At 61.7% G+C, this 11,318-nt stretch carries 13 protein-coding genes and 1 pseudogene; 6 read left to right on the top strand and 8 right to left on the bottom strand.

From position 1 onward, the window contains the following. The first annotated feature begins 3 nt into the window (after positions 1-3). Complete coding sequence (locus tag AC5RW2_RS32155) at positions 4-939, top strand: ParA family protein (protein ID WP_493941369.1); 936 nt, start codon at positions 4-6, stop codon at positions 937-939. 750 nt (positions 940-1,689) lie between these two features. Here AC5RW2_RS32155 and AC5RW2_RS32150 read toward each other — a convergent pair. Then, positions 1,690-1,938, bottom strand: coding sequence for a hypothetical protein (locus AC5RW2_RS32150; RefSeq protein ID WP_493941368.1), 249 nt, complete (start codon positions 1,936-1,938; stop codon positions 1,690-1,692). A gap of 31 nt (positions 1,939-1,969) precedes the next feature. Continuing rightward, positions 1,970-2,335, bottom strand: coding sequence for a hypothetical protein (locus tag AC5RW2_RS32145; protein WP_493941367.1), 366 nt, complete (start codon positions 2,333-2,335; stop codon positions 1,970-1,972). Positions 2,336-2,443: 108 nt separating this feature from the next. Here AC5RW2_RS32145 and AC5RW2_RS32140 point away from each other — a divergent pair, with 108 nt between their 5' ends. Then, on the top strand, positions 2,444-2,581 hold the full coding sequence (locus AC5RW2_RS32140) for a hypothetical protein (RefSeq protein ID WP_493941366.1): 138 nt from the start codon (positions 2,444-2,446) through the stop codon (positions 2,579-2,581). Between the two features lie 626 nt (positions 2,582-3,207). On the opposite strand, the gene AC5RW2_RS32135 is transcribed toward AC5RW2_RS32140, so the two are convergent. Continuing rightward, entirely contained in the window at positions 3,208-3,741 is a 534-nt protein-coding gene (locus AC5RW2_RS32135; RefSeq protein WP_493941365.1) for a hypothetical protein, read from the bottom strand. Further along, positions 3,738-4,349: an RNA polymerase sigma factor gene (locus AC5RW2_RS32130; protein ID WP_493941364.1), complete on the bottom strand. Its 612-nt coding sequence runs from the start codon at positions 4,347-4,349 to the stop codon at positions 3,738-3,740. The genes AC5RW2_RS32135 and AC5RW2_RS32130 overlap by 4 nt, the downstream gene beginning before the upstream one ends. An 896-nt stretch (positions 4,350-5,245) precedes the next feature. Between AC5RW2_RS32130 and AC5RW2_RS32125 the strand changes: the two genes are divergently transcribed. Next, a complete protein-coding gene (locus AC5RW2_RS32125; RefSeq protein ID WP_493941378.1) occupies positions 5,246-5,383 on the top strand; it encodes a hypothetical protein in 138 nt (45 codons plus the stop codon). A gap of 361 nt (positions 5,384-5,744) precedes the next feature. Here AC5RW2_RS32125 and AC5RW2_RS32120 read toward each other — a convergent pair. The 4 genes and pseudogenes from AC5RW2_RS32120 to AC5RW2_RS32105 all read right to left on the bottom strand — a co-directional run. Next, positions 5,745-5,939, bottom strand: a pseudogene (locus AC5RW2_RS32120) (ATP-dependent DNA ligase); the annotation flags it as partial. Between the two features lie 44 nt (positions 5,940-5,983). Beyond that, positions 5,984-7,543, bottom strand: coding sequence for a tyrosine-type recombinase/integrase (locus AC5RW2_RS32115; protein ID WP_493941363.1), 1,560 nt, complete (start codon positions 7,541-7,543; stop codon positions 5,984-5,986). A 265-nt stretch (positions 7,544-7,808) separates the two neighbouring features. Continuing rightward, positions 7,809-8,405, bottom strand: a complete 597-nt coding sequence (locus tag AC5RW2_RS32110) for a tyrosine-type recombinase/integrase (RefSeq protein WP_493941362.1) — start codon at positions 8,403-8,405, stop codon at positions 7,809-7,811. Then, entirely contained in the window at positions 8,389-8,985 is a 597-nt protein-coding gene (locus AC5RW2_RS32105; RefSeq protein ID WP_493941361.1) for a site-specific integrase, read from the bottom strand. Before AC5RW2_RS32105 ends, AC5RW2_RS32110 begins: the two co-directional genes overlap by 17 nt. Positions 8,986-9,000: 15 nt before the next feature. Here AC5RW2_RS32105 and AC5RW2_RS32100 point away from each other — a divergent pair, with 15 nt between their 5' ends. The 3 genes from AC5RW2_RS32100 to AC5RW2_RS32090 all read left to right on the top strand — a co-directional run bounded on the left by AC5RW2_RS32100 (position 9,001) and on the right by AC5RW2_RS32090 (position 10,990). Continuing rightward, a complete protein-coding gene (locus AC5RW2_RS32100) occupies positions 9,001-9,954 on the top strand; it encodes an ATP-dependent DNA ligase (RefSeq protein WP_493957940.1) in 954 nt (317 codons plus the stop codon). Between the two features lie 102 nt (positions 9,955-10,056). Next, entirely contained in the window at positions 10,057-10,518 is a 462-nt protein-coding gene (locus AC5RW2_RS32095; protein WP_493941355.1) for a hypothetical protein, read from the top strand. Positions 10,519-10,534: 16 nt separating this feature from the next. Next, positions 10,535-10,990 (top strand): hypothetical protein, encoded by a 456-nt coding sequence (locus AC5RW2_RS32090; RefSeq protein ID WP_493941354.1) that lies wholly within the window; start codon positions 10,535-10,537, stop codon positions 10,988-10,990. Positions 10,991-11,318: the final 328 nt, after the last annotated feature.

The raw sequence follows: 11,318 nt of genomic DNA, 5'->3' as shown, positions 1-11,318 counted from the left end.
CATATGACACAGGGACTGGAGCGAGTGGTTGCCGTCGTTAACGGCAAAGGAGGTGTAGGAAAGACAACGATCACCGCCAACATCGGTGGCATGCTTGCCGCAAGCGGCTACAGGGTTTTGTTGGTGGATATGGATCCCCAGGGCAATTTGGCTGAGGAACTGGGCTACACGGCGAGTGACGTCAACGATGACGGGCTGGGGCTTGCCCAGACACTGGCATTCGGTAGCGCACTCAAACCCGTCGTGGGCATCAGGGAGAATCTCGACGTGTTAGTCGGTGGCTCGCACCTAGATATGGCAGCAGCCGGTCTCACCATGAAGGCGCAAAAGGATCCGCAAGGCGCCAAGGCCGCATTGGCTGCAGCCCTTGCGCCAGCGGCACCTGACTACGACTTGATCTTCATCGACTGTCCGCCGGGCCAAGAGACGCTTCAGCAAGCGGCTTTAGCAGCGGCCCGCTGGGCATTGATCCCGGTGAAGACTGATGCTTCCTCGCGCAAGGGACTCAGAGATGTCGCGCGCCGGCTGGACGCAGTCGTGGAGATTAATCCGGACATTGACCTTCTGGGTGTCGTGCTGTTCGGCGTCAACCGCTCAGCTAAGCGAGTATCCGAGGCCGCTCGAGAAGCTGTGCTAAACGACCTGGGGGAGGGGGCGCCGATTTTCACTACGTCAATTAGACATGCAGAGGCGGCAGCGCAAGAGAGCCGTGAGAGAGGGCTGCTGGCTTTCGAACTCGAAGAAGCGGTTCTGTCTGCACCAAAGTGGTGGGAGTTGCGCCGTAACAACGTTCAGCACGACGGCCCCAGATCAAAAAGTGCTGTCGGCGTTGCCGAAGATTTCCAAGCTCTCGGAGAGGAGATCGTCGCCCGGATCACTGCCAATGAAGGTGTGGCAACTTCAGAAGCCCCAGTTGCGACAGGGGAGGCCACCCGTTGAGTGCACCCACGCGCCGGACTCTTAGCGGTCTGACACCTAAGGCAGCGGCACCCAAGAGCGAAGTAAGGCAACTCATTCGTTCTAACCGGACTGAGCCGGTAGCCCCAAAACCCGTGCCCGAAGAAGTCAAGTCGTTGCAATCTGCGACAGTTGCCGCCCAGTCCGTAATTAGTACAACACCAGACCCTGTGACTAACAGAGTTCCGAAGTATTTGAAATTTAAACGTCGTGAAGCTCGCGTGTACGCCGAACAAGCGGACGAACTAACCTTGTTGACTCGACGACTGAACACAGCCCGCCGCCTTCCCGACGGGACAACAACGGGCGAGCGAATTACAGACAACACTCTTCTTCGGCTGGCTATAGATCTCCTTCTCGCCAGAACCGATGACCTAAGAGGGACGACAGAGGAAGAGTTAGCTGCAAGCCTCGGACTGAAACCGCGCAAGCCCGGCGACGGCTAAGAAGGAAGTCCACAGCCAATTCGGACCTACGGGAAGCGGCCCGCTCCTGGCCGCTTCCCGTACCTGAGTGCCCACCGGCTTGTACAAAACGGATCACCTCACCGCAGTCGACGTTTACGCCCACACACTGTCTTAGCCAGCTGGCGGAGTGGGAGATGCGCTTAGGAATCTAGCGTGCAACCCATAGGCAAGACCAAGTTTCCGGCCTCGAGACGGCAGGCTTGGTATCGGGTGCCTTTTGGCCGCGAAAACAAGCGGAGGGCTGCTCTGTGCGGGTCTTTGAGTCTTAGGCTTCGTCGGAGAGGTGGACGAGATACCAGCCTTCCCAGCCCGGGTGTTTGCGGACCTCCAACGTCCGCAGAGGCGACGTCGAGGTGGCGCGCACCTGCAGCCGCCAGAATTCGACGTCGACAATATTGCCCTGACCACGTCCAGCCCGCAGGTTTGATTCCCACCAATTCCAGCGGCTGAACCAGCGCAGTGGTTCAGCCGCTACCGGCCAAAGCCGGCCCCGCCAGCGCACGGCCAGCGGCACCCCTTGGGGTGTGAACCGGATTTCGACCGGCTCATTGAGCGCTCTCTGGCCTAGTTGTTCCTGTACCGCTGTCACTGGTCTGTGCCGTCCTGTCTCCCAAAGATGTCTTTCGTACCTGATCGTTCCGCCGCCGCACCGCGGACGCCCAGACCCAGGTCACCCGGCGGACCCCTGCGTCCGTCCAGGTGACCTGTACCGCCCGCGACGTCCACCCGAAGGCCTCACCGGCGACCAGCTCGGCCGCACCCGGGAACCGGATCCACGCCCACACCGGCACACCCGGCACCACCCGGGTGACCTTGCAGTGCTCGAAATCCAGTTCCTCCGGAGTCAGCGACACCGGCTCGGCCCGCCTGGTGTAACGGGCCGCCAGCTTCGCCAGCGACTCCCGATCCATCCCTTAAAAATAGAACACATATTCGAATTAAGCGAAGTGCCCGAACCAAAGATTCCAGCGTCTCGCCCCGCCCAATGAGTCCAAGGCGTTCCTTGTATCGTGGGCTGCATGGATGCCGGGCTGCCGGTGAATCTGCGACCGCCTGTGGTGGTCGCCCTGGCCCATGCCGTGGAAAAGATCCCAGATCCCGGGGCTCTGCCCGGCGGCGCCTGGTACGAGCCCAAGTGGGATGGCTACCTTCACTGAACAGCGACCCAAAGCGCAAAACTCCGATGTAGACCTGCCACGGCGTTGTGCGCACCGGATCCAAAACATGGGCCAGCTGCAGAACCAGCAGCACCGCCGTCGCCCTAAGGGGAGCCGCAGCCCAGCGACCCGCTAGGGCTATGGCCACCGAGACGAGAACGATGACCGGAAGCCGACCCTGCTCGGCCAGGAAGTAACCGTAGAGGCCCCAATGACGGCCCGTCCACCAGGACACAGAACATCAGAGCCGCCAAGGGGGCGCATCAGCGCCGTAAGAATCTCAGAATTTGGTCCATACCCGCCACGCTATACGCCGCCGCATGGCCCTGCCGCCGCCCGATTCCACCCGGGAGCCAGAAAAATTCATCCCCGCGGGGGAGCCGCGATACTGATGAATCTTCGGCCTGCCATCGTGGCGGAACCCGAAGTATGGATTGGAATGGACACCTACACCGCGCACCTCACTCGCGCCTGAGAACCGCCAAATAGCGCTGCAAAAACAACGCCATCTACCGGGACACCGCCGGCAGCGGGGCCGACCACTGCCTCCTACCCGACGATAGGAATCCGCGCCCGGGCACAACATCGCACAGTGCCGGCCGTGGATCTGCGGCCGCAATCAGAGCCTATTCAGCCTTCACAGCGAGTCCCAGTTCGGTACAAACCTCCGCGGAACCGGGAATCACGGCGGCCCTGCCGTCCGGCATGACGCAGACGCTCAAGGGGTTGGGCACCGGATACGAGCCGTCGGGATCGTCCTCATCCGGGGCCGTATAGCCATCAGGGATGTCCGCATCCAGGACATGATGTGCCCATAAATCGGAGCACAGTGCCAGGGCGTCTTCGATGGGGACGGTGCTCTCGGTCAGGCTTGACTGGCCCACGATGGCCGTGGTCCCTGGAAACCACCCCCCCTTCAATTCTGCCCGGGCAAAACAAAGCACGCTGTTCTTGTCAGTCACGTAAGATTGGATGACTGCCACTGTGCCTGCCGTGAGGGCGAGAGCCAAGAGAACGGCAGGAACCAGCGTCCATGCTCGCTGAGTGTTCTGGAAGTGCCGGTTTTCCTCAGTCCCTGTCGTGGACGTACTGACGAGCAGGTCATGGATGGCAGCACTGCGCCGCTCGCTGAATTGCGGCTTCGGAGCCGGGGTGGTCATGGTGTTTCCTCCGTGGGAGTTGGTGAGGATGTCTTGGTTGGTTCCTGACTGTTGCCGAGTGCGGTGGCGAGGGCTGTTTTCGCGCGGGAGAGCCGCGATTTGACGGTGCCTGGTGGGATGCGCAGGAGCTCGCTGACTTCTGACTCTGGCATTGCCTCCAGGACACACAGGGTGAGGATTTCCCTGCTCTTGGCGTTCAGGGCACGGAAGGCTTGCAGGAGCGCTGCGCTTCGTGCGGCGGCATCGGTCGCCTCAAGAACCGCTTCGCTGTGGTCGGGTTCGGGTTGTGGCGCCGGAAGCCTTCGAATCAGCTTCTGGTAGCGCAAGGTGGACCGGATCTGGTTTCTGGCGACATTGTTCGTCGTCAACAGAAGCCAGCCAAGCATCGAACCGTTAACCAGTCGAACCTTTGCCCTCAGCCGCCATGTTTCGAGGAAAACCATCGCCGTCACGTCCTCGGCTTCGGGTACGGTCCTGACCAGCCTGAGGCTGTGTCCAAATACGCGGTCTCGATGGCGGACGAACAGGAAACCAAACGACTCCCCGTTCCCGTTGAGGACATCCGGCCAGATATCGCTGTCCCTCATGGCTGCGCTGTAGTGGTCCATACCGTTAAGTGTCCGCCCAGGGGCAAGAGGTTCCATCTGGCCAATGAGCCTCTTGAGGGTGGCGACGAGCCAGTGACGAGGCGCGTTCTGCGCCGGGCCGCAGGCGTCACCAGGGTTTGCCGAGGAAGGGTGTCGGCTTTGGCCGCGTCGGCCGCGGACCTGTCCTGGATGCTGAGCATGCAACGGTCGCCGTGACCGGGCCAGCTGCGCGAGCATTTTGGGATTGCGGTCGGAGTGCAGCCATCATGTCCCCTCTGGAGACACTGAAGATATCGGCGGCTATGGCGGAGAACTTGATACACATTCACGAGGAGCTTCTCGACTCCGTTTTTCTCTGCCCTGCGGACCCCGGTCAGGTCGGCCCGTCACCGGGTCAGGTCCCGCAGCCGGCCGATCGGGACCGGGGGGAAAGGAAGCTGGGCCGGAGCGTGTGCCGTTCTGCGCCTTGCCGAGCCAGAGCGCATCAAGCACATCGGTCATGGACCGGCCGGAGAGACACCCCGATCCACCGATTAAAGTCCGGGTCTGCCCGGTAGCCCAGACATAAAATGCCTGTCCGAGCGGGAAGAATAGAACTTATTTAAGGTCCTGTTCCACCGCAATGAGAGGGCATCTCACAGATGTACGTTTCCTATACCCGACCCTCCGTGACGGTTTCCTTCGACGAGAGCACCCTCGTGTCCGCTGTCGGGCTGGTCCCGGTGATACGCGTGGCCGAGGGCGCGGGGTGCGGGACCTGGCGGACGTATGACTGAGCGTGCCGCTGGGGACGGGGTGGTCGCCGTGGCGGATTCGATCGATGGCATGGCCCTGCTGCGCCACGGTGGTATGGGCAAGGTGTTTGAGAGGCCTATGCGCCCTCGACGCTGCGCTCGTTCCTGAAGGGACGCCGGAGCATGAGGCCCGCCCAGGCGGATCTGCGCTCCTACTGGGAGTCCTTCGGCTTCATTCCCATCCTCAAGGAAGCCCTCGGCGATCACCTTGTCTACTTCGCCCCGAGTGACGCCGACGCCGACGTGCACTTGTCTCTCTGACATCATCGAGAGTGGGATCAACGGCAGGAGGCCAATCAACCGTCATTAGATCCGGCATGTCGTCAGGTGGGTACCGTTCGGTCCGTCCTAGTGGGCTCCAAACAGGCTGACATATTCAAGCGGGATTGACACGCCAGAGAGCCAGATGCCTCCACGCCGCTGGGTTGCGCCTGGACAACATCAGGGCTGATCGGTGGTCGCGTTCAGCGCCTTCACGACCGCTTCCGCGACGTCGGGTTCACTCCTCGGGTTCTGTCCGGTGATCAGCCGCCCGTCCTCGACGACGTGCGATAGGTTCAGATCCCACCGCTGAGGATGTCCGTCAGCCGGAAGTCGACCGGCTGCTCAAGTTGGTCGTATTAAGCGCCTCAATCACCTCGGGGAAGTACCTCGTCATCGGTTTCTCGTTGCGGCTGCCCAAGACGACTTCGTCGCCGTCGCGGAAAACTATCGTTCTGAAGCCGTCCCATTTGGGTTCTGTATGGCCGAGGTCCGGAATGTCCGATGTTGCCTTCGCAAGCATCGGCTTCGATGGCGGCATCACTGGAAGGTCCATGAAGACATCTTCGCGGGGTGGACGAATACATCCAGGCCCTCGCGTCAAATGAGATCACCCGCACCCGCTTCGATCTTCTCGAGCTTCGCCTCCGCCTCCTGTTTGCGTCGCCGAATGTGGACGAGGCTTTCTTCAAGCGCAGCTACTTCCCCCAGCCAGACGTGCCCGCGAGCCTCGACCAGACGCTCCTCCGCGTTGGTTTCCATGATCTCAAGCCTCCCGAGTCCGTAGGGATCGACGTCGAGGAAGCGACACTTCGCACAGGCGTTTTCATGGATGCACGGCGTGGCGAATGGGCGCCGGCAGTCGCCCAGCGCGACCTTGCGCAGCAGGAAGTGGTTCTCGAAGTCTGCCCACTCCTTTTCGGTTGCTTCGCGATTTTCTCCATAGGGCCTCATCGTCCGACGGCGCTCAACGAACGCCTGATGCGCTTGGAGCACATGTTCAGGTAAAACCGCGGTGTACCCGCGCGTCGTCTGTAGATTGAGGTGGCCAAGCAACTTGCTTGTGATATGAAGCGGGAGTCCACTCGCCACTAGCTCGGTACTGAAAAGCCGTCGGAAGTCGTGTGGCGTGAGCATCACCTTTTGGCCCGCATCGACGATGCCAGCATGGTCGGCGATCTCCAGGAGGCGTGCACGCACGTACGCCTTCGAAACGACCTCCTGACGCGCGCCGACCGGGCGTGCGAAAAGATGAGGCAAGGGATCGCTGAAGACCTTGTCGTCTGTGTCGTATCGCACAGACAGCGGGACAATAGTCGAGCCGCCCTTTGCTCGGCGTTGAACCTCCACGAGTACCTTCACGAGCTCTGGGCTCATCGGGAGTAGCCGCTCCGTGTCTGTCTTGGACGGGACGACGTGCAGGAGAGGGACGATGGTGTTGGTCGTCGACGGCACATACTGACGGAAAGACAGCTGCGAAAGCTCAGTGAGTTCCTCGATGCGCAACCCGGTTTCCGCAAGCGTCTCGGTCACAGCCCAAGCCCAGAAGCTGTTCTCCTCAATGCGTTTGACGTTCAGACGGTCGTTTTCCAGTCGGGGTGGTCTCACGCCGGGGGCGACGGCGATAAGCTTCGCCCACACGCCGGCACGTGGGGGCGCCCCCTTCGGAATCGGCGGGTTCAACCGTTCGAGCGTCCAGCCGTCCACTTCGTACTCGCTACCGACACGGGCGATGCACATTTCTGCGTTGCGCTGAGCCAGCGTGTTAGCTGCCTTGTACGCAGGCAACGATCGGAGACGCTCGGTCGCGGCCGGCTCGTGAGTCTCTAGGAACAGCGCGGGGTTCCTGTTGTGATAAGCGGCCGACAGCTGCCACGAATAGGACGGCCGGATAACTCTGGCCAGCAAGAGCGCATTTAGTCCACTGGTCAGCGCAAGGCCAGCCAGGTCGGCTTCAGCTTCGACGGTGTTCATCCACGTCTGCGGGGCTGCGTCCAAACCGCTCAGAAGCCATCGCTCTTCCCAGCTGTCGCCGGGGAAAGCATCGAGCCATCGGAGCAAAGCGACTATGGATCGACGGCGTCGAGCCTCGTGTTTCGTCGTGCGCATGCCCTCCCCGAGCACGGTGCACACGTGTGCGAGCGTGTCCTCCACGCTCATTCGCTGTGCTCGCGCGGTGGGAGAGTCGTCGGGAACGGGTGGTGCGGCGATCCCGCGGTCGTAGCCCCAGATGGGGCGCGTGCGTCCGTTCTCATCCACAGCCGGGTCTGGCGGAACCATCGCGCTCCGAAGTGCGAGGGATCTCCGACGCGTTTCGAAAGCAGCGGTTCTTCCTGCATTCCTGGCCCTAGAGCCGGCATCGTCAGCCCTTGTTTGGAGGCTGAGAGATGTCTTCGTTGGATATCGGATTTCCGAAGCTCATTCATCAACTCAGGCCCAGCAACTCGCGGACGGCAGAGTCATCGTACGCAGGTTCGACGGTCGGCGAAGGGGCTTTCGGCCGGGCGTAGAATTCCAGCGCTTTGGCCACGAGGTCCTCCATCCTGGGTTGGGTGTAGATCGTAGTCGTGCTGATGTTGGCGTGGCGAAGGATGGTTTGCACGTCCACGAGCGAGAAGCTCTCGTCCGAGAGAAAGCGTTCAGCGGCGGTATGGCGAAGGTCGTGCATTGTCCAGTTCGATCCCAGCGCCTTCTGCGCGCGGCCGAACATGGCACGCGCGGCGTGATAATTCAGGCGCCTTCGCGGTGAGCCGTGCAGCGTCCACCACACTGGATCTCCGGGACCGGCGGGTTGGCCTTCGAGCATGTAAAGCCCCAACCAGACGAACGCATCGGGACTGGCGGGAACGACCTCACGTGCGCGCGATCCCTTTGACTCGACCGTGATCGTCATTGCGCCGAAGTCGTAGTCGCGCCCGTGAACCAATCCCAAGAGTTCTCGTGCGCGAACTCCACTGGACAACCAGAACGACATCAGCGCACGATCTCGGTTGCTCTTCAGAGCATCAAAGATCCGATCCATTGGCTCGTCGGGGATCGATCCCGCGCCAAGTGGGCTTCGGCTCCTTCTGCCGGTAGACGGCACGCTTGCGCGGAGAGAAGTCGTACATGGGATTGTGGTGACCGTCATGGCGTCGCTCTCGCCGAGACCTGCCCGCCGGCACGGGATTCACTATCGGGCCCAGGTCCGCTTCGATGGCGAACTCGTAGAAATCGCTGAGCACGCTGAGCTGATGGTTAATTGTCCGCGGAGCGAACGTCATGGCTGGTGCGCTCTTGTGCGTTATGCCGTTGATTTGCTGAGGCTTCAGCTTGCGTCGAATCGCGTTAGCAGTCGGAGCGGCACGCATGTGCTCGACGAGCGCGCGCACATCGGTCCGCTCCGCCTTCTGCCAGGGGACGAACCTGTCGTCTAAGAATCGGAGCCAGCGCAAGAGGTCGTATGCGTAACTACGCAACGTCGAAGGCGGACTGTCGGATGCGAGCTTCTCGCGCAGGAAAAGCGTGGATTCGAAGTGCTCCTCGTTGGGGAACAGCACCCGGTACGGTACGCCGCTGTCGAACTCCGCAACCCTGCCGACTCCACGATGTGTCTGCCCCATGCCACTTACGCTGACATGCGCATCTCACGCGAGCCGGATGAACACGCCGAGGGCGCAGAAAGAGTTCAGTCAACGTATCGCGCAGTCATCGCCCGCGACGGGGATGAGACCTCCATCTGGTCACGGCAGGGCAAGAACCTCTCACGGTACTTCCCGGACCTCATCAATGCAGCGGCAGAACTGCTGCCGCCTGGATGCCTGCTCGACGGAGAAGCCGTGATCTGGTCCGAGGACCGCCTGGACTTCTCTGCGCTGCAGCAGCGCCTAAGCACCTCGGCGAAGGCCATGCCAGGTCTGGCCCGCCAAGTGCCGGCCCACTTCGTCGCATTCGACCTGCTCGCCATCGCAGGACACGACCTCCGGGGCGAGGCATTCCGGGTCCGACGGCGGCTGCTGGAGGAACTTGCCAAAGACTGGGACACAACCCCCCTCGAACTGTCGCCGGGCACCAGCGACTTCGACACAGCGGCGACATGGTTCGAGGAACTGCCCGCCGCGGGCCTGGAAGGCCTTGTCGTGAAGGCCGCCGGCGAACCGTATGCGGGCGGCCAGCGCCGGTGGCAAAAAATCAAAAGCCGCGACACCGTGGACGTTATCTGCGCTGCGGTCATCGGCTCGATCAGCCGACCCCAGGCAATCGTCGTCGGGCTCCCCGTCAAAGGGAAACTGCGCATTGTCGGGCGCTCTGCGCCGTTGAAAGCGACAGCCGCGAAGCAGCTGGGCGCCCAGCTCCAGCCAGCCGGCCCGAAGCATCCCTGGCCGCGCCGGGTGAAATCCACCATCCTGGACCGGTTCAACGCCGACGCCGGCGAAACCGAGCTGACCCTGGTGGAACCGCTCGTCATCGAAGTCTCCGCCGACACCGCGATGACCGGAACATCCTTCCGCCACGCCGTACGCTTCCTGAGAGCCAGGCCGGAACTGGATCCGAAATCGGTGGCCCCTCGGTCGGTGGGTAGTAGCCCGTAGAAACCAGTCAGAAGTTATTGCTTCGCAACGTCAGAACTCTCCTTCGTCTGCTGTCGCGCGGTTAGCGTGAGACAAACGCTGTACAAATGGAGGGAAAGATACGTGAATAAACACGCAAGGCAGCTCCTACCCTTGGCGACGGTGCTCGGGCTTCTTGGCTCGGTTACCGCCTGCGGTGCCACAAGTGGTGCAGGTCAGGAACCGCGGGAGTTCACATCGCTGGATGATACGTACCAAGCAGTCGACGCCGTGCTGGACTGCGCGGATGACGTAGATGACCCCCCGGCCAAAATCCCCCAAGCAGGTGTACCTACCGGGGAAGCGGTGATGTGCACGGAGACGGTTGAAGTTCTCTGGTTTGAGAGCCAGGAAGCCTACGGCAACGTATACGAGCTCTACGTCAGTGCAGCTGGTAACCCCGGGGCTGTCTACCTCGTAGAGGGCCCCAACTGGTTTGTCGCCGACGTGGCGGAAGTCGCGCCCGGGGTGAAGGACCCCGAAAGAAACACGAAGTTGGAAGCTCTCGCAGATAACCTCGGCGCCAAGTACACAGTGAAGCGGTAATGATCAAGACAGGGACATGATGCGTACTTTGACCAAACTGGCAGCCGGCGCTGTCGTACTGCTGGCGTTGGCCGGCTGCAGCAATGATCCAAAGTCCGGAATATCTGCTCTGGAAGCTCCGGCTGGTTCGGCTGATACCTTCCCCGGTGATGCAGAAGCAGCCGAAAACCTGGGCATCGCACCGGACAGCACACGGTTGCTGGTGGAGGAGAGCGAATACGCGCTCTATGCCGCACGGCCAAACCCAACGGATTCACAGAAACTGCCGGCCGACGGGGTGTGCCTGGTTGTAGTCCATCACCTGGAGGGAGAACAGATGTCCTCCAGTTGCAGGGGCAACCCCGCCCTGGGCCCTGTCCAACTTGGAGGCATGGGTGTAGGGGCCAAGCTGACCGCAGATGACTATGACGCAAGCGAGGAGCTGGCCGACGGCTGGCGCCAGCCTCACAAGAACCTGCTGGTCCGTCCATGATTGCTGGTGCAGCCGTACCCACTTGCGGGAATACCTACGGTTCTGAATAACGGACTGCGCCCAAGTGCCCGACCGGAGCTGGATCCGGCATCGGTGACCCATCCCGCGGAAGAAAGAATGCCGTAAATAACCGCTTCGAGGACCCGGGTTATACCCAGTGGGGACAGCTTTGAGCTGTGGCGGAGGGCTCCACCTGCCCGCCAATGGGCATAACCCGGCCCCTAAAAGCCCTGGGTCTTCGCTGCGCTACGCCCTGGTGGGCGTCCGCTGGCGCGGCCGGCTGTTGGGTCCAGTGCCGGCTCCGCAGAGCTCCGCCGTCCCTGAACCT

The sequence above is a fragment of the Arthrobacter sp. B0316-1-20 genome (assembly GCF_059091865.1).
Note: the sequence above shows the minus strand (reverse complement) of the source record. Positions and strands in the feature narration are given on the sequence as shown.